We start from the raw sequence: 20,330 nt of genomic DNA, 5'->3' as shown, positions 1-20,330 counted from the left end.
AAAGTTTCACTTTATATGTATGGCAACAGGGGAAAGTAGCTGCACACATATGAGTAGCGGTTACTATATCTTTTTATAGAAAAACTTTTTGGTTGGAGGCTAAGGATGTTTACTGAGAAGAGATTACCATTTGAAGTAGGAAAACAAGACAATTTTTATGATAAGTTGAATGAGTGGATTGGAGATGTGTTTTACGACATCCTTCCGGAAAAAGGCTTTGAAGAGCGTGATGAACAAATTTTTATGGCGTTTCAATTAGAGCGTGCTTTCCAAGAAAAGAAAGTTATGTTCGCAGAAGCAGGTGTAGGAACAGGGAAAACTATTGTATATCTTCTATATGCAATTTGCTATGCGCGTTATACTGGAAAACCAGCTATAATTGCTTGTGCAGATGAAACGTTAATTGAGCAGCTTGTGAAAGAAGAAGGAGACATTGCGAAATTATCTGAAGCGTTAGGCTTATCTGTAGATGTAAGACTTGCGAAATCAATGGATAATTATTTATGTTTACGTAAGCTTGAAGATGTCATGAGTGGACGAGCTCCAGAAGTAATTGAAGACGTATATTATGAATTACCACAATTCGTATTTGATCATGGTACGATGCAAAACTTTACTCACTACGGTGACCGAAAAGAATTTCCACTATTAAATGACGAAGAATGGTCAAAAGTAAATTGGGATTACTTCCAAGATTGCTTCACTTGTGATTCTCGTCATCGTTGTGGTCAAACTCTTTCACGTGAACATTATCGTAAAGCAGCGGATTTAATTATTTGTTCTCAAGATTTTTATATGGATCATATTTGGACGTACGATGCTCGAAAGCGTGAAGGACAAATTCCGTTATTACCAGAAAGTAGCTGCGTTGTATTCGATGAAGGACATCTTGTAGAATATGCAGCTCAAAAAGCTTTAACATATCGTTTAAAGCAAACGATGATGGAGCAACTTTTAACGAGATTATTACAAAACGATATTCGTGAAGAGTTTGCACATTTGGTAGAAGAAACAATTTGGCAAACAGAGCGATTCTTTGATGTGTTACAAGAAAATAAAAAGGAAATTGCAGGTTCTGATCGTTTAGAAATTACTGTGACAGAAAAAGTAACAGCTGAAGCAAAACGACTTTATGCGAAAATTGGTGAAGTCGGTGATGCGTTAGTATTTGAAAGTGAAATGCATACAGTAAACACGTATGATTTAAATATCGTTGATGAACATTTAGATGTATTAGAACATTCACTTCGTCTATTCATGCATGAGAAAAATGTAATTACATGGGGGGAAGAAGGTGATGGAGCCTTCACGTTAGTAATTATGCCACGTGCAGTGGAAGAAGTATTACAAGAGAAAGTATTCTCGAAGAAAATCCCGTATATCTTCTCATCTGCTACATTATCTAATAACGATTCATTCGCATTTACAGCAAATAGCCTAGGGGTAAAAGATTACTTATCATTCTCAGTTGCCTCACCGTTTGATTATGAAGAGCAAATGGCAGTAAACTTACTATCGCATACGAAAGAAAATGAGTGGGAAAGAAAGTGTCGATATACACTTGAAAATATACAGAAAACAAACGGACGTACACTTGTATTATTCCGTACAACGCAAGAACTTACAGCGTTTAAAGAATATGTAAGCAAAGAACAAATGTCAGTTCCGTTCTTATATGAAGGGGATCAAGAAATTAGTCAGCTCGTTTCTCGTTTCCAAAATGAAGAAGAAACTGTACTTTGTGCCGTTCATTTATGGGAAGGTTTAGATATTCCTGGTTCATCATTATCACATGTTATCATTTGGTCATTACCATTCCCTCCAAACGATCCTGTGTTTGAAGCGAAGCGTAAACATGTTAATGATCCGTTCTGGGATGTAGATGTGCCATATATGATTTTACGTCTTCGTCAAGGGATTGGACGTTTAATTCGTACGAGCGAAGATAAAGGTGCTATATCAATCTTCTTATCTGATACAGAAGATGAGAAAGTGATAGAAGCGGTGAAAAAGGTACTACCAGTAGAAGGTAAAGAATTATAAGGAGAAAGCTTGGCGCTTGCCAAGCTTTTTTCTATTATAAAAGGAATTTAGATTTCCGTGTCGAATTAAGTTTGAGGTAGAAAAGGGAGGTTTTATACGATGACAGTAGCTACATATGAAGTAGAAAAACAATTTTTAACATATGTGAAGAAGATACAAAATTACGGAGAAGCATTAAGTTTAATGTTTTGGGACTTAAGAACAGGTGCGCCTAAAAAAGGTGTTGATCAACGTTCAGAAGTAATTGGTATGCTTTCATCCGAAGTGTTTGCTATGTCCACTTCAGATGAGATGGGAAATTATTTAACAGAGCTTGAAGCTTTAATAAGTGAAGACAAACTTTCTGATAGGACGAAGAAAATGGTTGAAGAGTGCCGTAAAGAATATGATAGAAATAAAAAAATTCCACAAGCGGAATATGAAGCATATGTGAAATTAGAAGCGAAAGCGGAAAGTGTGTGGGAAGAAGCTCGCGAGAAATCTGATTTTGAAATGTTCCGTCCGTATTTAGAACAAATAGTTGAATTTAAAAAGAAATTTATTACATATTGGGGTTACGAAACATATAAATATAATACGTTATTAGATATGTATGAGCCGGGCATTACAGTAGAAGTATTAGATCACGTATTTGGTCAACTTCGTGAGCGCATCGTTCCGCTCGTAAAAGAAATATCTGAGTCACAAAAGAGATTAAAGACAAGTGCTTTATCAGAACATTTTTCAAAAGAAAAACAAAAGAACTTTACATTAGAGCTATTAAAGCAGTTGAATTATGACTTTGAAGCAGGTCGTCTTGATGAAACGGTACATCCATTTGAGATTACTTTAAATAGAGGGGATGTTCGTATTACGACCCGCTATGATGAAAAAGATTTCCGTATGGCTGTGTTTGGAACAATTCATGAATGTGGTCATGCTGTATATGAACAAAATATTGCTGAGAAATTTGAAGGTACACCGCTATGTAGTGGAACATCTATGGGTATCCATGAGTCACAATCATTATTCTTTGAGAACTTTATCGGTCGTAATAAATCATTCTGGAAGAAAAATTATGATTTATTAAAAGAGTATAGTGATGGCCAATTCAATGATCTATCAGTAGATGAGTTTTATGATGCGATTAACGAATCGAAACCATCATTCATTCGTATAGAAGCAGATGAGCTTACATATCCGCTTCATGTTATGGTTCGTTATGAACTTGAGAAAGAGTTATTTGATGGTACATTACAAGTGAAGGACTTGCCAGCGGCATGGAACGATAAGATGGAAGCATATTTAGGTATTCGTCCAGCAAATGATGCACAAGGTGTATTACAAGATGTTCACTGGGCTGGTGGTTCATTTGGATATTTCCCATCTTATGCACTTGGTTATATGTATGCAGCACAATTTAAGCAAAGAATGTTAAAAGACATTCCGAACTTTGATGCATTGTTAGAAGAAGGAAACGTAACGCCAATTCGTGAATGGCTAACAGAAAATATTCACCAATATGGTAAAACGAAAAAGCCACTTGAAATTTTAGAAGATGTGACAGGCGAAGGATTAAACGCAAACTATTTAGCCGATTATTTAGAAGCGAAGTATAGAGAGATTTATGAGTTATAAAAAAGGGCTGCTTACTTGCAGCTCTTTTTTTTAAAGGGAGATAGAAAAATGAACTATACATATACAGTAATGACGCAAGAAGAAGCAGAAGAAATTGCATATAACTGGCATTATGAAGGGGAATATTCCTTTTACGATATAGAGGCGGATGAAGAAGATTTAACTGAGTTTTTACATAATGAGAGTAGAGGAAATCATACATTTTCTGTGAAGGAAAATGGCACTCTCATTGGTTATTTTACTGTTTGTAAAATAAATGATGGAACGGTTGATATAGGTCTTGGAATGAGACCTAATATAACTGGGAACGGATTTGGTTTACAGTTTATAAACGCTATACTAGCTTTTAGTAAAGAAAAATACGGATGCAAGTATATAACACTATCAGTAGCTACATTTAATGAGAGAGCGATTAAAGTATATAAAAGAGCCGGATTTGAAGCGGTTGGAACGTTTATACAGAAGACAAATGGTAGTTGTTTTGAGTTTTTGAGGATGAATTATATATGTAAAAATGATTAAGAAACAGGGGGAATCTTCTGTTTTTATTTATTGTAATTGGAAGCTTTGAAATTTTGTTAGAGGATGTGTATGATTGAAGCTTAAGAGGAAATAGCAAGTTTAGTAAGGAGATGTAGCGTGAGTATATTTAAGACGAAGAATGAAATAGATTTGATGCACGAATCTGGAAAGTTACTTGCTTCATGTCATAGAGAAATTGCGAAAATGATAAAACCAGGTGTGACAACAAAAGAAATTGATACGTTTGTTGAAGCATATTTAGAAAAGCATGGTGCAATATCTCAGCAGAAAGGTTACAACGGGTATCCATATGCGATATGTGCATCTGTAAACGATGAAATGTGTCATGGGTTTCCAGCAGATGTACCTTTAACTGAGGGCGATATAGTAACAATTGACATGGTAGTAAACTTAAATGGTGGTCTTTCAGATTCAGCTTGGACGTATAGAGTTGGAAATGTTTCTGAAGAAGCAGAAAGGTTAATGGTAGTAGCTGAGAATGCATTGTATAAAGGAATTGATCAGGCGGTAATCGGTAATCATGTAGGAGATATTGGTTATGCAATTGAAAGTTATGTAGCAAATGAAGGTTTTTCTGTCGCACGAGACTTTACGGGACATGGAATCGGTAAAGAGATTCATGAAGAACCAGCAATTTTTCATTTTGGGAAGCAAGGACAAGGGCCTGAGTTACAAGAAGGAATGGTCATTACGATTGAGCCAATTGTCAATGTAGGTATGCGATATTCGAAAGTAGATTTAAATGGATGGACTGCGAGAACGATGGATGGGAAATTATCAGCTCAATATGAGCATACAATTGCGATTACAAAAGATGGTCCAATCGTTTTAACGTCGCTTTGAAATAATATGTAAGAGTTTACAAAACTCGAACAAAAATGATGTTTTTATAAAATTTGTACGTGTTTTAATAATAAATGCTTTTCAAACTATAAAAAGTGCGTTATAATCCTTCTATAAAATAAATAGTTAGCTACACTCATATAATCGCGGGGATATGGCCTGCAAGTTTCTACCGAAGTACCGTAAATACTTTGACTATGAGTGAGGACGAATATATTTGCTTGTTTAGCATTCTTTTTTGCGAAACTCCAAAAGCGCGTCTCTCACTTGTAACGAGTGGTGGCGGCTTTTGGAGTTTTTTTATTGCATAAGAGGGGGAACAAACATGAAAGTATTACAAGAAAAGATTTTGAACGAAGGAAAGGTTTTATCTGGTGACGTATTAAAGGTAGATGCTTTTTTAAATCATCAAATTGATCCAGTACTTATGCAAGAAATTGGAAAAGAATTTGCTAAACGTTTTAAAGAAGAGAACATTACAAAAATCGTGACGATTGAATCTTCAGGCATCGTACCGGCAGTTATGGCTGCATTAGAGCTTGGTGTAAAAGTAATTTTTGCAAGAAAACGTAAATCGTTAACGTTACAAGATAATATGTACGTTGCAAACGTATATTCATTTACGAAACAAGAGACGAATGAAATTTCATTATCTCGAAATCATATCGATGAAAGTGATCGCGTTTTAATCATCGATGACTTCTTAGCAAACGGTCAGGCTGCTTTAGGTTTAATGAGCTTAGTAGAGCAAGCAGGAGCAAGTATTGCAGGAATTGGTATTGTTATTGAAAAAGCATTTCAAGATGGAGGAAAGAAGCTTCGTGAACAAGGTGTTCGTGTTGAATCACTAGCAGAAATTGCATCACTTGATAACGGCACAGTTACATTTGTACAGCATGAAACTGCGGAGGTGAAATAAACGATGAAGCAACATCCATTTAAAATCGCATCGCTCGGTATGCAGCATATGCTTGCTATGTATGCTGGTGCAATTATCGTTCCGCTTATTGTGGGCGGGGGACTTGGTTTAAATCAAAAAGAGTTAACGTACTTAGTCTCAATTGATTTATTAATGTGCGGCGTTGCGACAATTTTACAAGCATTATCAAATCGCTTTTTCGGTATTGGACTTCCAGTTGTGCTTGGTTGTACATTTACAGCGGTTGGACCGATGATTGCAATCGGGAAACAATACGGCGTGTCTTCTATTTATGGAGCAATTATTGCTGCTGGGTTATTCGTTGTTATTTTTGCGAAATTATTTGGAAAGCTTGTAAAGCTGTTTCCCCCTGTTGTAACAGGATCTGTCGTTACCGTAATTGGAGTTACACTTGTTCCAGCAGCAATTAATGATATGGCTGGTGGAGTAGGAAGTAAAGATTTCGGTAGTCTTGAAAATTTAGCATTAGCATTTGGTGTGTTACTATTTATCATCATTGTGTATCGTTTCTTTGACGGATTTATTCGTTCAATCTCTATTTTACTAGGTCTATTGTTCGGTACAATCGTTGCAGCATTTATGGGAAAAGTAAGCTTGCAAGCGGTTGGAGAAGCAGATTGGTTCCATGGTATTCAGCCATTTTACTTCGGTACACCAACGTTTGAATTAACGCCAATTATTACGATGATTTTAGTTGCTTGCGTAGGGATTGTAGAAGCAACAGGCGTTTACTTTGCATTATCTGATATTTGCAATAAAAAGATCGGTGAAAAAGAATTAACAAAAGGTTATCGTGCAGAAGGATTAGCAATGGTGTTAGGCGGTATTTTCAACGCGTTCCCATACACAACATATTCTCAAAACGTAGGACTTGTTCAATTAACTGGAGTAAGAAATCGCGTTATTATTTATACTTGTGGTGGTATGTTAATCGTTCTTGGATTTATTCCAAAAATCGCAGCTATTACAACAATTATTCCGAAATCAGTACTTGGCGGTGCGATGTTAGCGATGTTCGGTATGGTAATGGCATATGGCATCAAAATGTTAAGTAGTGTTGATTTCGGCAGACAAGAAAACTTATTAATCGTTGCATGTTCTGTCGGAATCGGACTTGGAGTTACAGTTGTTCCTACTTTATTCTCACAACTTCCTGAAAATATTCGTATTTTAACAGATAACGGAATTGTACTTGGAAGTGCGTCAGCAGTACTTTTAAATATCGTATTTAATATGGTGCCGCAGCGTAAAGTGAAAGTAAAAGAAGAGCCAGTTGCTATGCAAAGTGCGGTAAGAGAAGCGTAAAAAAGCAAGGTCTCATTATGAGACCTTGCTTTTCTTTTTAAGTGGCATCATTTTTCCGTACGTACCAAGACGCCAAATGTACTCAAGTGGCCCGTATTGATAACGTGAAAGCCACCAGCGGCTAATAAAGATTTGTAACGTGTAGAAACCGATGCAGAATATTGGTCCTATCCATAATGGAGCAAGATAATCATTTTTGAACAATAGTCCGAATACAAGTAACGTAACAATTGTATGCGAGATATAATTTGTTAATGCCATTCGACCAACGTACTGGAACGGACGTAATATCTTTTGCCATTTTTCTTTTTGTAATAAACGCATGAGCGTGAAAATATAGAATATGAATAATGTTTTACCACTTATCATCGTAATACCCATAAGTGAAAATGGTGTGTATGGTTGATTGTTCATAAAGAAATAAATCATAATAAACCACATTGGTAATGTTAAAATGAACATAGTGATTTGCCATTTTTTAAGCTTTGGATCTAATTCTTTAGCACGGCGGAAAATGTCTTTTTTACCGGCATATAATCCTAGTAAAAACAATCCGAGTGTTTCAGGGAGCATAATCAGGCTGTTACTTATTGCTTCAGAATAGAAAGAATGGAATCTGTCTGTAATTTGTAAGTCCCAATTTTCTAACGGCATAATTGCGGTGGAAAGACCTAGTTCATCTACCGGCACTAATAGCATGAGAAGAGAACCTAATAATGTGAACAATTGCATGAAACTTAATAGTACAATTGACCATATTAAAATAGTACGTGGCTTGCTCTTGTAAAATAAAAATAAGAAAAATCCAGCAATTGCATAACTATGTAAAATGTCCCCGTCCCATAAAAGAACGTAATGTAAGAAACCGAATAATAATAAAATAAGTAAGCGACGAACAAATAAAGTTTTTGGTCGATCTGTTTTCGCTTCAGCACGAGTCATAAAAATGTAAAAGCCTAGGCCAAATAAAAACGAAAAGATCGTATAAAACTTTGTTTGAATAAACATATCGTAAAATAGACGGATATAGCTATCTAGCCCTTCATAAACTCCTGAAATATCACGTGAGTCAATCCCAGCGATAACAGGCCAGTTCACAAGAAAAATACCTAGTACAGCTATTCCTCTAATAATATCGATGGAGTGTATCCTCTCGCCTTGTGAAATATTTTGTGTCATTATTTTCCTCCTTGTTAAGTAATTCCCTTTTATTATACAAAATGTAAGATGGAGGGTATAGGGTGGATTTCCATTTTTTTTAACTATTAAGTTATGTAAGATGCGATATAATAAGAGTGCACAACAAGTTTTAATCTTCTTCAAAACAGGCAGTGAAGCTCCTTCTTATAAGGGGCTTTCTTTATGAAAAGTGTTGATAATGATTCTCTTTAATGATAAAATGTATTCAAAAGTGATAATCATTATCAAAAAAAGGTTGGTGCACCAGTATGGTATATGCATTAGTAGCAGGTACAGTCGCTGTATATACAGTTATTGCAAAGTATGTTTTAAATGGAGTAGGAACAGCAAAATGAGTGATATGACATAAAATCCCTTTCATTTGTAAAAAGAATGAAAGGGATTTTTTATTTTTAATGAGAATATGCTGAAAATTTAGTATGATAGTAAAGTGAAACTGTAATCAATGAGGGATGTATCTCCCGATGATTATGAGCTCGCAAATAGCGGGAAAAAGTATATACATCTTGGATAAAGGGGAACAAGGGGATGACAAACATAGTACAGACAAACGGTATGAAAAAACTTGTTTGTTTTTATGAAGAGTGGCAAAAACACGGCGATGCAGAGAATAGTTTAAAGTTATTTGAGGTGATTCAAAAATATAAGCAAGAGCAGCTTATGATTGCGTTCTGCGGTCACTTCTCTGCAGGGAAATCAACGATGATGAATCATCTATATAAAGCGCAGTTGTTACCAACAAGTCCAATTCCGACAAGCGCTAACGTTGTCAAAATTGAAAAAGGAATGGATCGTGTTGTTGTAACGGTTAAATCTGGAGAACAGTACGAATATGACGGTGCATATTCAGCTGAAGAATTAAAACAAATTTGTAAAGACGGTGACGAGGTAATTGGTGTTCATATTTATCGAAATGATGCGCCAATTCCTGAAGGTGTTATGTTAGTTGATACACCAGGGATTGACTCAACAGATGATGCCCATCAATTAGCGACAGAATCAACGCTGCATCTAGCAGACGTAATTTTTTATATGATGGATTATAATCACGTCCAATCGGAAGTGAATTTACAATTTGTTAAAGAATTGAAACAACGTAATAAAACGGTTTATCTCGTTGTCAACCAAATAGATAAACATAAAGAAAATGAATTATTGTTTGAGAATTATAAAGATAGTGTAAAACAATCGTTCTCTAACTGGGATATTGAAGTAGATGGAGTGTATTACACATCATTACGAATGATGAACCATCCACATAATGAAATTGGAAGTTTGGAAACGTTAATTACTTCTATTATGAAAGAAAAAGAGCGGTATGTAAGAGAGGGAATGGAGAGAGAAACAGAATATTTAATGGGGGAACATTTCTCGTTTATTCTTTCTGAAAATGAAAAAGCTCTTTTGAAATATGAGGAAGAGTTAGCATCACCGCTTTCTATTTCGGAGATAGTTGAAAAGAAAGAGGAGCTAACGGAAACGAAACGTCGCGAGGCTAGTAAAGAATCTCATGTGAGAAACGAATTTATAAAAGGCTTACAAGCTATATTAGATAACGCGTATTTAATGCCATTTGAAATGAGAGAATTGGCAAATGCGTATTTAGAAACGAAATTAACAAAGTTTAAGGTCGGTTTGCTATTTGCGAAAGGAAAGACGGAGCAAGAAAAACAGAGACGATTAGATGCTTTTTATTCTGCTTTGCAAAAGACTGTTGAAACGCAACTTGATTTTCATGTAAAAGAATTTATTGTTGCCTTCTTAAAAGAAGAAGGATTGTTTACAGAGGAAATTGGGAAAGACATATATGCTTTAGAAATTGCTTTCGGACCAGAAATGTTGGCTGAAGTCATTAAACAAGGTGCCGGTTTCACAGGTGATTACTTACTTCTTTATACAGCGGATGTAGCGAATGAACTAAAGAAACGATATTTTACAAAAGCACAGCAAATTTTTGATAAAAGTGCAGTCGTTTTAAAGCAAAAAGTGAAGGGAGCAGTTACTCGCATTGAAGAAGAGATTGAAAAATATGCGATGTTGCAAACAGCAAAAGAAACGAAATTACAATACAGTAACAATTTGGAGACATATGAAAGTTATTTGCAAAATATTTGGCATGAGCGTGTTGCCACACCAGAAGGATTGCAAGTAGAGGAAATATTACAAAGTAAAAAACAAATTGTTAGTGAGAAATTCACACTACAAGAGCAGGCAGTTGTAAATGATAACATAGCGGCTCATGAAGAAGAAATAAAAGGAACAGCAGCTTTAAATATTCAGCGTATATTAGAGAAAGTGAAGAAAGCTGAAACGATATTAGAGCCATTGCCAGCGCTGAAACATGTACAGCAAGAGGTAATAGAAAAAAGGCGTCGTGTGGAAACGAAACAATTTACAGTAGCGTTATTCGGAGCTTTTAGTGCCGGAAAATCATCATTTGCCAATGCGTTGCTTGGGGAGAAGGTACTTCCTGTATCACCAAATCCGACGACGGCAACGATTAATCAAATTTTGCCGGTTACAGAGGAAAAACCACACGGAACAGTAATGGTTCAATTTAAATCAAAGCAGGCTCTATTAGAAGATATGAAAGCTGTTTATAAGCTGTTTCATTATGAAATTACTACGTTGGACGAAGCGTTAGCACAAATTGAAAAAGTTATGAAATATCCTTCACCAACTGGGAAGCAAAAAACAACATTTAGCTTTTTACGAGCGGTACAAAAAGGGTATGATACGGTTTCTGCTCATTTAGGAGAACAAGTACAAGTTACATTAGAAGAGTTTTCTGATTATGTAGCGAATGAAGAAAAATCGTGTTTTGTTGAGTACATGGAGCTGTATTATGATTGTGCATTAACAAGGCGAGGAGTAGCGCTTGTAGACACACCTGGAGCGGATTCTATTAACGCCCGTCATACAGACGTTGCGTTCCAGTATATAAAGAACGCAGATGCTATTTTATTTGTAACATATTATAATCATGTGTTCTCTCGTGCTGACCGTGAATTTTTAATTCAGCTTGGGCGTGTAAAGGATACTTTTGCTCTTGATAAAATGTTCTTCTTAATTAATGCGGCCGATTTAGCAGAGTCTGAAGAAGAGCTTGAAATGGTAAAAGGGTATATCGCAGACCAGCTATTGCAATATGGTATTAGAAACCCGCGTTTATTTGCAATTTCAAGTTTATGTGCGCTTGAGGAGAAACAAGGAAAAAATATTGAAAAAGAGAAATACGGTATTTTACAAAACTCTGGGATTGCTAAGTTTGAGGAATCATTTACATCCTTTATGATGAGAGATTTAATGCTCGTATCTGTTCATGCTTTATATGGTGCATTGCAAGGGGCAGATCAGCTTTTATTAAATATGATAAATGGTGCAAAGCAGGGGAATGAAGAGAAAGAGAAGCAAACGAAAAAATATGAAGCAGAGCGTGATCAACTACTTCATATTATTTCATCATATAGTGTGCTTGCTGAAGAGCAGGCGATGCAAAATGAAGTGAAAGAATTGCTTTATTACGTACAACAGCGTCTGTTCCTACGCTATAACGATGTGTTTACTGAATTTATTAATCCAGCATCACTTCGAACGGATGGAAATGTAAAAGTACAGTTGCAACAGTGCGTTATGGAACTAGTAGCATTTATTCAACATGATTTATTGCAAGAAATGCGTGCGACATCATTACGCCTTGAAAGATGGATAGATGAAGCGATGAAGCGTGCAAAGAATGAAATTGTGGTGAATTGTAAAGTAGAAAATGAGTCAATTTCTATGAATGGAACAGTGGAATATGAATATAAAGATATTACACATAAAGAACCGTTCCCTTCAGTTGAAATAAAAGATTTCAAAAAAGCATTGGCACATTTCAAAAATGAAAAAAGCTTTTTTGAAAAAAATGATAAAGCCTTCATGCAAGACGAGGCTAAAGTTGTATTGGAGCCATTCGTATCAAACTATGTAGCTGATGAAAAAGAATTATTTGTTCATCATTATAAGCAAGAATGGGATTTGAAATGGAACTTATTCCAAAAAGTGATGCAGCAAGATGTGATGAACTATTATGAAAGTATATTATTTGCATTGGCTGAAACGATTGATGTATCACTATATGAACAAAGTAAAGAACAATTGCAAAAGCAGTTAGTGGAGATTGAAAAAGAAATATATGTGATGTAGCTGTTATGAGAAAAAGATTCGTTCAATTTTCTTTTGCAGTACTGTATCTAAAGATTTAACAAATCCAGCAAATTCATCGGTAGAAATCATATGAGTAAGAACGAGTCGTCTGCCGTCTGGTGTTTCACCGCATAAGATGAATGAAGAAAATTCATATGTTTTGTTTTCTACTACTAATTTTGGATAGGAATACGTGTCGCTTTTCTTCTTCTTTCCATCAATAGAGATGACGTTGCATTTTTTCTCATTGTTGTCCATGATGAATCCCTCCTTTCTATTACTTATGGTAGACAAGGAGGGTTTAGAACAATAGAGAAAGGGGAATTTTTTATGAGTGTAGTAATAGAACCAATTCCGAAAGAAGCGATACCGAAACCTTTACTATTACTTGCTGATCCAAGTGAGAGGCAAATTGATACATATGTACAAAGAGGCTTAACATATGTAGCTAAGCAAGAGGAGAGTGTTATCGGTGTATATGTTCTTTTGGAAACAAGGCCGAAGACGATGGAAATTATGAATATTGCGGTTGTAGAGCATTTGCAAGGAAAAGGGATTGGAAAGAAGTTATTAAGTCATGCCATAGAAACCGCTAAAGGATATGGTATGTCAAAACTTGAGGTTGGTACAGGCAATTCTAGTGTTTCACAACTTGCTTTATATCAAAAATGTGGATTTCGTATTTTTTCTATTGATTTTGATTACTTTTCGAAGCATTATGAAGAAGAGATTATTGAAAATGGGATTGTATGCCGTGATATGATTCGGCTTGCAATGGAATTGAATGAGAACGTATAACTTATTTAGGGGGAAGAGAAGATGGAAGTACATAAAGCAATTACAGCACATTCTCGTAAACAAAATGAAAGTGTAAAAGCATGTTTACAATTAGATGCGCAGCGTGAAGCAGCTATTGAAGCAGCCGTATCTCTTGCGTCAAATGGGAAAGAATTTTCGGTTGATGTCATTAATGTTGTAACAAAGCAAATTAATGATCTTGCAAAAAATGGTGTTACCTTGCAGCGTAAATATGTTACAGAAGAAATGGTTATGGAGTATGTAAGTCGTTTGAAAGAGAAAGAAGGTCGTTAAAGATGATAGTTACAGTCGAATGGTTACGTGAGCATATAGAAGATGAGAACGTCCGTATAATCGATTGTCGTTTTGATTTAGCGAATCCTAATTGGGGTAGAGAAAAGTATGAGGAAGAACATATTCCTCATGCATTATATTTTGATTTGAATTTAGATTTATCAAGTCCTGTAACAGAACATGGCGGTCGCCATCCGTTGCCAAATATTGAGAAGTTTGCAGACAAGCTTTCGCAAGCTGGTATTGATGAACATACGACAGTAATTGCATATGACAGTGAAGCGAGTGCGAATGCTTCTCGTCTTTGGTGGTTATTAAACTATGTAGGACATGAGAAAGTATATATATTAGATGGCGGATTTCCAGCTTGGAAAGAGAATGAACTACCGATAACAACGGAAATTCCTGTTGTTAAACGAAAAGCATTCAAAGCAAATGTACAAGATCATATGCTTGTAACGATGGAAACGGTCAGAGAGAATATTCATACAGGTGCAGATGTTACGTTAATTGATTCTAGAGAGCCAAAACGTTATGCTGGTGTAGAGGAACTGGTTGATCCAAAAGCAGGACATATTCCGACAGCAGTAAACTATTTTTGGAAGGATGGAATTTTACAATCAGGACAATTTAAGAATGAATCCCAGCAACAAGAACGATTCCGAAGTCTTTCGAAAGATAAGGAAACAATTGTATATTGTGGTTCTGGTGTTACAGCATGCCCAAACATTCTTGCATTGAAATTAGCTGGATTCCAAAATGTTAAATTGTATGCAGGTAGCTGGAGTGATTGGATTTCTTATCCAGAAAATCAAATTGCAAAAGAAGAAGATTAATCACTTGCATGCAAAAATAATTTGTATTAAAATAAGGTCACAAGCAAGAGATTGCTCGAAAAACTTTGTATTTTACACATTGGAAACAATGTGATAATATAACGACAAGTAAATAATACATCCTGCGGTGTACGTAACTTATTTATGTCTAAAACCGATGTTAGTTATACGGAAGCTCAATATTTAGCGACCATCATCAAGCCTTCCTTGTGGAGGAAGATGTACGGTAACTGTGAGGGCATCCACCTGCGAGTAGCGGGTTTTTGGACATTTACGAGGAGTGGCACGTGCGGGGGTCTTATTTCAACTAACATTATATAAAATTCCTACGGTGTACGTAGCTTATGCATGTCTTAAACCAATAAGTTTAATATGGAAGTTCAATATTTAAATGTAGCTAACATGCCATCTTTTTAAGAAGGAAGTTACAAACATTTGTGAGAGCATCCACCTGTGAGAGCAGGTTTATGGACATCTAGAGAGAACGGCATATGTGGGGCTAAATAAAAACCTTACGTTTTATACGTAAGGTTTTTTTGTTGCATACATATATCCATTTTATCTCGATTCACCTGTGAAGTTTCCGTAATAAATATAGCATTTTCTGTCTTCATCAATTTCTCTTGAATCTAAAGTAAACTCCATATGCATACCGTCGCGCTGAATATATATAATATCTGAATGAAGAGATGGTAAAATTTCTTCATAGTTCCATATATCTTTACTTTCAATCAAGTTTGAACTTGTATCCTTTAGCTCTCTAATTTCAAAACCGATGTGGAAGTAAGTAGGATCTGAAGGATCGCTAGAGAAAGTTTCTTGTTGAATATATATAACTGCTGTTCCGTCTGGATCTACTGAGGTTGCAGTGACAACATATGTATTTTTATCTTTTATAAAATATTCACAAGTCATGCGTGCAATGATTTCAGAATTAGAAATATTTGCATAGTTCCATAAAGCTGGATACCCTTTCGTTTCATCATTAAGTCGGTATTCTAAGCGCATTTTATCCCTCTTCTTCCTTTTTCTTCTACTTTATCATGACATCCTATATAATAGGAATAGAATTTAAAAAGGGGAGTGCGAAGGTGACAAAAACGAAATGGCTAGTTGGTGGTGTCGTAACGTCTTTAATGACTGGCACCTTATTTGGCTGCGCACAAGATCTTCCCCCAAAACCGAATGATAAAAGTTGTTCAGATTGGGATTGGGATGATGAACTTGGGGTATGGCAGTGTGATGATAGTAGTTCAGGTTATCGTGGGCATTATTTCTATGGTGGGCGATACTATCAAAATAAATCCACTTTTAAAAATTCATCGGCGTTTAAATCGTATCAATCGTCTGCCGAATTTAAAGGGGGAATTGGAAGCGGTTCAAAGGGAGGATTTGGGGGCTAAAATATGTCGCAGTACATAAGGGATCGAAAAGAGTTTTATTCGATATATCCGGATTTCTGGTCGGATCTATATGAATGTGAGTATAGTTTATTTCATGTTTTCTCTATAACAAATGAGACTAGGAAACAATTGCAATTAGCAACTGAACGAATGGGGAAAATATTTTTTAAGACTGCTAGACTTTTGCGTAATTTAAGTGACGAACAGCTTCTTGAACTTGGATTTCCCCCCGCAAGCTTATCGTTCATTAGAATGAAAGGATTATATCCTGAATCTGTTATTTCACGATTTGATTTCGTTTTAACAGGCGATAACCAAATTAAAATGCTTGAGTTTAATAGTGATACACCTACCTTTATTATGGAATGCTTTCAAATGAATGGGGAAGTTTGTAAAAAGCTAGGTTATGATGACCCCAACTTAGGTCAAGAGCGATTGCTATCCTCTGGTGTTACAAAAGCTGTAATGGAAGCGACAAAGGGAATAGACAACCCAAATGTTGTTTTTACAGCACATCATGAGCATATTGAGGATTGGAATACGACTATGTATTTAAGTCAGTTATGCCGCGTTGAAAATAAAGTAGTACCAATGTCAGAACTTAGAATTACAAAAGATGCTTTAGTGGATAGGGATGGAGTGCAAATTGATGTTTTATATCGCCAAACATATCCAATAGAAGATTTAATTGAGGATCAAGATCCTGAAACTGGAGATTTGGTTGGTGTGGAGCTATTGCAACTCGTAAAATCTGGAAAGCTTTTTATTATAAATCCTTTGTCATCATTTTTACTTCAGCCAAAATCAATTCAGTGTCTTATTTGGGGGCTAGCGGAAGAGGATGCTTTTTATACAAATGAGGAACGACAGTGGATTGAAGAATATATGTTACCTACATATTTAGAGCCAGATTTATTTTTAGGAAAAGGTTCTTTCGTTCAAAAACCTTCATTTGGTAGAGAAGGAGATACAATTACCATTCGTGATAAGGACGAAAATATTATGATTCAAAATGCACATCAAACGTATAAAGCGTCACTGCCGATATTTCAAAAGTATACAGAACTTCCAGTCGTATCTTTGGAAACAGAGAAAGGGATGGAGAAACTGTCGTATGTGTTTGGTTCGTTTTTAATTGCAGGAAAAGCGAGTAGTATCGGTATTCGTGCAGGGGAAAAAATTACGGGGAATGAATCGTACTATTTACCAGTAGGTATAAAAAAGGAGGAAAGTACATGATTAATTTTTTATTATATTTAGCAGTAACACTTGGACTTTTATGCATTGGGCTTCTCCTAATGGAAGTGACAACCAAAGTAAAAGAATTTAAGTTAATGGCTCAAGGAAATAAGGCGGTAAGCTATGTGCTTGGAGGTCGATTACTTGGGTTAGCTATTGTTTTATATTCAACAGCGGCTAATTCCATTTCACTTCTTGATATGGTTTCGTGGGGAGCAGTTGGGATTTTAGCTCAAATTATCGTCTTTTATTTAGCTGAGTGGCTTACACCGCGCTTTAATATAAACAAAAGTCTTGAAGAAGATAATCAAGCAGTTGGTCTTTTTCTTATGTTTTTATCGCTTTCCATTGGGATTGTAATTGCTGGTTGTATCACTTATTAAGAACTTTACGTTTAAACGTAAAGTTTTTTATTATGTCTACGTTAGTTTGTTATACCTTTTGAAAAAATTGTAGGCTACTGTTGACATCTATTTTAAATAAGAGTAACATTTTCTATGTAATAAAAATAAGTCTCTGTTAGGTGAGGCTCCTGTATAGAGAAATGCTACTGCCCAAAAATGTCGAGAGACGCCAATGGGTCAACAGGAATGATCGAATTAAGGTTTTTCTTAACGTAGCTGGTAATGTACCTATGCTATACAGTGCTAAAACTCGGCGAGGGAGAGGTCCGTAGATTTCTAATTGTATTAGGAATCGTTTATTTGTGTATGTCATGACCTTTACTCTTTTCGGAGTAAAGGTCTTTTTGTTACAAAGCTATGAGTAATCTCATAGTATAAACTATAAAATGAAAACAAGGAGGTGAGGAGCATGTCAAATTCTGACTCGGTTCCGTTACCCATATACTTCAAATCAAAAATATATGATGTAGGCAGGAAACGACTTGTTCCTCCCTCTATATTTATCATCATGTAGCGTTTATATGTATATTTAAGCGCTAGACACTTTCACAGTAAAGTGGATAAATCGAGAAACAAAGCGTTTCTTCCTATGTTGTAAAGGAGGAGACGATAATATGTTATATGCAAACAAAACTGTGGGTAACACGTCATATAAATTAAGTGAAAAATCAATGAAAGAACAAACATTGCTTCAAAAAAATAAAGATTTATTAATTGAGATCGCAACGAGAGATGTAAAATCTGTATTTGCGTATTTTAAAACAACAAGAGACGGTTTATCTATGAAAGAGGCACAAAAACGTATTCAAGTATACGGCCGAAATGAATTAACTTCAAAAAGAGCTCGTATTGCGGAAGTTATGATGAAGCTAAGTGGAATGATCCCAGGTTTTTCAAAACAACATGTATGTGATAAATCACAATGTGAGAAAATTACTGTGTCTCGAGTAGAATGTTCAAGTGTAACAGGCTTAAACGGTGAATTGAAAATGATGAATTTGCCAGTACAAGAGCTTGTTCCTGGAGATATGATTTTTCTTTCAGAAGGTGATACAGTACCAGCGGATGTACGTATCATTTATGCAAATGATTTATTAGTAAATGAATCTGTGTTAACAGGAAACGATGCAAGTGTTGAGAAATTTGAAAGCTGCTATCATCTTGAGCGCAAACGATTTATTCCTTTAAAACGAATGAAAGACTATAATCCACTTGAACTTGAAAACGTATGTTTCAAAGGGACGTATATTGTTGGTGGAAATGCAAAAGCTGTAGTTGTTTCGACTGGGAAAAATACGTATTCAGGAATTCTTCATACTTGTTGTAGTAGAACGTCTTAATGTGTAAATGATGCTAAATATACAAAAACAATGTATAATAGACAAAGTTGAAAAACGTAAAATGGTAATCTATTTATATAACCTTACGTGATGACGTGGGGTTATTATTTTTTTGGTAGGAGAGGAATTATGAAAAAAGTATTATTAGTTGATGGTATGGCACTATTATTTCGTGCTTTTTATGCAACAAGTGTCTACGGACAATTTATGAAACGACAAGATGGTACCCCTACAAACGGGATTCATGGTTATATGAAACATTTATTAACAGCTATGCAAGCAATTGAACCGACACATATCGTAACATGCTGGGATATGGGAAGTACGACTTTTAGAACAGAATCGTTCTCAAATTATAAAGCGAATCGTGCAGCGCCGCCTGAAGAATTAATTCCGCAATTTGATTTAGTACAAGAAATGACTGCGAAATTGTCCATTCCAGTTATCGGAATGAAAGGGTATGAAGCGGATGATTGTATCGGTACGATTGCAAAACAATATTGTAATGAAGCGGAAGTTTACATTTTAACAGGTGATACGGACTTACTGCAGCTTGTTGATAAGAGCGTTACAGTTATGCTTCTGCGCAAAGGAATTGGAAATTACGAGTATTACACACCAGAGAAAATTATGGAAGAAAAAGGTGTGGAACCGTGGCAAATCGTGCATGCAAAAGCTTTCATGGGAGATACGAGCGATAATTACCCAGGTGTAAAAGGTATCGGTGAAAAAACAGCGTATAAACTGATTCAAGAGCATGGTACAGTAGCAACTGTACTAGAAAATGTGGCATCTTTAACGAAAGCGCAACGTACGAAGATTGAAAGTGATTTAGAGAATTTAAATATTTCATTACAATTAGCGCAAATTCATTGTGAAGTTCCTATTTCATGTTCGCTAGAAGAAGGATTACACACAATGGATGAAGAAAAATTACGATTCGTTTGTGAAGAAATGAATTGGGGAAGACCTGAAATATTAATCAATATGTTGTAAATAGTTTGAAAAGAAGGATGTTGCATGAGTCGAAATTTGACTAGGTGACACCTTCTTTTTTATATGGGATATAGCTTGGGATATATAAATATTTCGACAAGGTAAATTGATATAAGGTGACGTAAATGGCGATTTATGTAATGAAATGAAGCAACTACAAAACTGTTTTACGTAGATCTCTTTTTCGTGTTCACAAAGTTGTCAGAAAATAAACAGAATTTTCATGTAAAGTTCAAATGGAATTCACAACAATCAATTATTATAAGAACAACCAGATAATTCTTTATCTTTTATCCCACTTTAATGGGCAGTAAGACCCCCCACCTCAAAATTCAGCGAAA

The 20,330-nt window shown here is 35.5% G+C and carries 18 protein-coding genes, 2 other RNA genes and 2 riboswitches; of the genes, 17 read left to right on the top strand and 3 right to left on the bottom strand.

The window, feature by feature from the left end:
* Positions 1 to 105 precede the first annotated feature (105 nt).
* The 6 genes from COL05_RS25065 to pbuX all read left to right on the top strand — a co-directional run bounded on the left by COL05_RS25065 (position 106) and on the right by pbuX (position 7,291).
* Positions 106 to 2,043: an ATP-dependent DNA helicase gene (locus COL05_RS25065; RefSeq protein WP_098670558.1), complete on the top strand. Its 1,938-nt coding sequence runs from the start codon at positions 106 to 108 to the stop codon at positions 2,041 to 2,043.
* A gap of 99 nt (positions 2,044 to 2,142) precedes the next feature.
* Entirely contained in the window at positions 2,143 to 3,660 is a 1,518-nt protein-coding gene (ypwA, locus tag COL05_RS25060; RefSeq protein ID WP_098670557.1) for a carboxypeptidase, read from the top strand.
* Positions 3,661 to 3,708: 48 nt separating this feature from the next.
* Positions 3,709 to 4,182: a GNAT family N-acetyltransferase gene (locus tag COL05_RS25055; RefSeq protein WP_098670556.1), complete on the top strand. Its 474-nt coding sequence runs from the start codon at positions 3,709 to 3,711 to the stop codon at positions 4,180 to 4,182.
* Positions 4,183 to 4,299: 117 nt separating this feature from the next.
* The gene (locus tag COL05_RS25050) at positions 4,300 to 5,046 is read left to right on the top strand and encodes a type I methionyl aminopeptidase (RefSeq protein WP_098670555.1); all 747 of its coding nucleotides are present in this window, start codon (positions 4,300 to 4,302) and stop codon (positions 5,044 to 5,046) included.
* Between the two features lie 116 nt (positions 5,047 to 5,162).
* Positions 5,163 to 5,264: riboswitch (purine riboswitch) on the top strand.
* A gap of 107 nt (positions 5,265 to 5,371) precedes the next feature.
* A complete protein-coding gene (locus tag COL05_RS25045; protein WP_098670554.1) occupies positions 5,372 to 5,965 on the top strand; it encodes a xanthine phosphoribosyltransferase in 594 nt (197 codons plus the stop codon).
* Between the two features lie 3 nt (positions 5,966 to 5,968).
* Positions 5,969 to 7,291: a xanthine permease PbuX gene (gene pbuX, locus COL05_RS25040; RefSeq protein ID WP_098670553.1), complete on the top strand. Its 1,323-nt coding sequence runs from the start codon at positions 5,969 to 5,971 to the stop codon at positions 7,289 to 7,291.
* Between the two features lie 15 nt (positions 7,292 to 7,306).
* On the opposite strand, the gene COL05_RS25035 is transcribed toward pbuX, so the two are convergent.
* Positions 7,307 to 8,470, bottom strand: coding sequence for a DUF418 domain-containing protein (locus COL05_RS25035; protein WP_098670552.1), 1,164 nt, complete (start codon positions 8,468 to 8,470; stop codon positions 7,307 to 7,309).
* Between the two features lie 549 nt (positions 8,471 to 9,019).
* Between COL05_RS25035 and COL05_RS25025 the strand changes: the two genes are divergently transcribed.
* Entirely contained in the window at positions 9,020 to 12,679 is a 3,660-nt protein-coding gene (locus COL05_RS25025; RefSeq protein WP_098670551.1) for a dynamin family protein, read from the top strand.
* 3 nt (positions 12,680 to 12,682) lie between these two features.
* On the opposite strand, the gene COL05_RS25020 is transcribed toward COL05_RS25025, so the two are convergent.
* Entirely contained in the window at positions 12,683 to 12,937 is a 255-nt protein-coding gene (locus tag COL05_RS25020) for a DUF3931 domain-containing protein (RefSeq protein WP_000369738.1), read from the bottom strand.
* 72 nt (positions 12,938 to 13,009) lie between these two features.
* On the opposite strand from COL05_RS25020, the gene COL05_RS25015 reads away from it, so the two are divergent.
* The 5 genes from COL05_RS25015 to ssrS (COL05_RS24995) all read left to right on the top strand — a co-directional run bounded on the left by COL05_RS25015 (position 13,010) and on the right by ssrS (COL05_RS24995) (position 15,111).
* Positions 13,010 to 13,477, top strand: a complete 468-nt coding sequence (locus COL05_RS25015; protein WP_098670550.1) for a GNAT family N-acetyltransferase — start codon at positions 13,010 to 13,012, stop codon at positions 13,475 to 13,477.
* A gap of 21 nt (positions 13,478 to 13,498) precedes the next feature.
* Positions 13,499 to 13,771, top strand: coding sequence for a YpbS family protein (locus COL05_RS25010; RefSeq protein WP_000451818.1), 273 nt, complete (start codon positions 13,499 to 13,501; stop codon positions 13,769 to 13,771).
* A gap of 2 nt (positions 13,772 to 13,773) precedes the next feature.
* Positions 13,774 to 14,607, top strand: a complete 834-nt coding sequence (locus COL05_RS25005) for a sulfurtransferase (protein WP_098670549.1) — start codon at positions 13,774 to 13,776, stop codon at positions 14,605 to 14,607.
* Positions 14,608 to 14,723: 116 nt separating this feature from the next.
* Positions 14,724 to 14,906: non-coding RNA, 6S RNA (gene ssrS, locus COL05_RS25000), on the top strand.
* A 21-nt stretch (positions 14,907 to 14,927) separates the two neighbouring features.
* Positions 14,928 to 15,111, top strand: a non-coding RNA gene (gene ssrS / locus COL05_RS24995) — 6S RNA.
* Positions 15,112 to 15,165: 54 nt separating this feature from the next.
* On the opposite strand, the gene COL05_RS24990 is transcribed toward ssrS (COL05_RS24995), so the two are convergent.
* Positions 15,166 to 15,615 carry a hypothetical protein gene (locus COL05_RS24990; RefSeq protein ID WP_098670548.1) on the bottom strand — a complete coding sequence of 150 codons (450 nt, stop codon included), beginning with the start codon at positions 15,613 to 15,615 and terminating at the stop codon, positions 15,166 to 15,168.
* A gap of 83 nt (positions 15,616 to 15,698) precedes the next feature.
* Here COL05_RS24990 and COL05_RS24985 point away from each other — a divergent pair, with 83 nt between their 5' ends.
* The 5 genes from COL05_RS24985 (at position 15,699) to COL05_RS24965 (ending at position 19,989) form a co-directional block, all read left to right on the top strand.
* Positions 15,699 to 16,010 carry a hypothetical protein gene (locus tag COL05_RS24985; protein ID WP_000169021.1) on the top strand — a complete coding sequence of 104 codons (312 nt, stop codon included), beginning with the start codon at positions 15,699 to 15,701 and terminating at the stop codon, positions 16,008 to 16,010.
* A gap of 3 nt (positions 16,011 to 16,013) precedes the next feature.
* Positions 16,014 to 17,249 carry a glutathionylspermidine synthase family protein gene (locus COL05_RS24980; RefSeq protein ID WP_098670547.1) on the top strand — a complete coding sequence of 412 codons (1,236 nt, stop codon included), beginning with the start codon at positions 16,014 to 16,016 and terminating at the stop codon, positions 17,247 to 17,249.
* On the top strand, positions 17,246 to 17,632 hold the full coding sequence (locus tag COL05_RS24975) for a DUF350 domain-containing protein (protein ID WP_000606864.1): 387 nt from the start codon (positions 17,246 to 17,248) through the stop codon (positions 17,630 to 17,632). Before COL05_RS24980 ends, COL05_RS24975 begins: the two co-directional genes overlap by 4 nt.
* 125 nt (positions 17,633 to 17,757) lie before the next feature.
* Positions 17,758 to 17,923, top strand: a riboswitch (M-box (ykoK) riboswitch).
* Positions 17,924 to 18,267: 344 nt separating this feature from the next.
* Entirely contained in the window at positions 18,268 to 18,993 is a 726-nt protein-coding gene (locus tag COL05_RS24970) for a P-type ATPase actuator domain-containing protein (RefSeq protein WP_098670546.1), read from the top strand.
* Positions 18,994 to 19,122: 129 nt separating this feature from the next.
* Complete coding sequence (locus COL05_RS24965) at positions 19,123 to 19,989, top strand: 5'-3' exonuclease (RefSeq protein ID WP_098670545.1); 867 nt, start codon at positions 19,123 to 19,125, stop codon at positions 19,987 to 19,989.
* The last annotated feature ends 341 nt before the right edge of the window (positions 19,990 to 20,330 follow it).

This window comes from Bacillus sp. AFS059628, from assembly GCF_002571225.1.
In the GTDB taxonomy this organism is placed as follows: Bacteria; Bacillota; Bacilli; order Bacillales; family Bacillaceae_G; genus Bacillus_A.
The sequence above is the reverse complement of the archived record's forward strand: the minus strand, read 5'-3'. Positions and strand labels throughout refer to the sequence as shown.

Bases quoted from the DNA above. Each gene is read 5' to 3' on its own strand.
- COL05_RS24980 (WP_098670547.1), top strand. From the start codon at position 16,014: ATGTCGCAGTACATAAGGGATCGAAAAGAGTTTTATTCGATATATCCG.
- COL05_RS25065 (WP_098670558.1), top strand. From the start codon at position 106: ATGTTTACTGAGAAGAGATTACCATTTGAAGTAGGAAAACAAGACAAT.
- ypwA (WP_098670557.1), top strand. From the start codon at position 2,143: ATGACAGTAGCTACATATGAAGTAGAAAAACAATTTTTAACATATGTG.
- COL05_RS25005 (WP_098670549.1), top strand. From the start codon at position 13,774: ATGATAGTTACAGTCGAATGGTTACGTGAGCATATAGAAGATGAGAAC.
- COL05_RS25045 (WP_098670554.1), top strand. From the start codon at position 5,372: ATGAAAGTATTACAAGAAAAGATTTTGAACGAAGGAAAGGTTTTATCT.
- COL05_RS25055 (WP_098670556.1), top strand. From the start codon at position 3,709: ATGAACTATACATATACAGTAATGACGCAAGAAGAAGCAGAAGAAATT.
- COL05_RS24975 (WP_000606864.1), top strand. From the start codon at position 17,246: ATGATTAATTTTTTATTATATTTAGCAGTAACACTTGGACTTTTATGC.
- COL05_RS24970 (WP_098670546.1), top strand. From the start codon at position 18,268: ATGTTATATGCAAACAAAACTGTGGGTAACACGTCATATAAATTAAGT.
- COL05_RS25010 (WP_000451818.1), top strand. From the start codon at position 13,499: ATGGAAGTACATAAAGCAATTACAGCACATTCTCGTAAACAAAATGAA.
- COL05_RS25020 (WP_000369738.1), bottom strand. From the start codon at position 12,937: ATGGACAACAATGAGAAAAAATGCAACGTCATCTCTATTGATGGAAAG.
- COL05_RS24990 (WP_098670548.1), bottom strand. From the start codon at position 15,615: ATGCGCTTAGAATACCGACTTAATGATGAAACGAAAGGGTATCCAGCT.
- COL05_RS24965 (WP_098670545.1), top strand. From the start codon at position 19,123: ATGAAAAAAGTATTATTAGTTGATGGTATGGCACTATTATTTCGTGCT.
- COL05_RS25035 (WP_098670552.1), bottom strand. From the start codon at position 8,470: ATGACACAAAATATTTCACAAGGCGAGAGGATACACTCCATCGATATT.
- pbuX (WP_098670553.1), top strand. From the start codon at position 5,969: ATGAAGCAACATCCATTTAAAATCGCATCGCTCGGTATGCAGCATATG.
- COL05_RS25015 (WP_098670550.1), top strand. From the start codon at position 13,010: ATGAGTGTAGTAATAGAACCAATTCCGAAAGAAGCGATACCGAAACCT.
- COL05_RS25025 (WP_098670551.1), top strand. From the start codon at position 9,020: ATGACAAACATAGTACAGACAAACGGTATGAAAAAACTTGTTTGTTTT.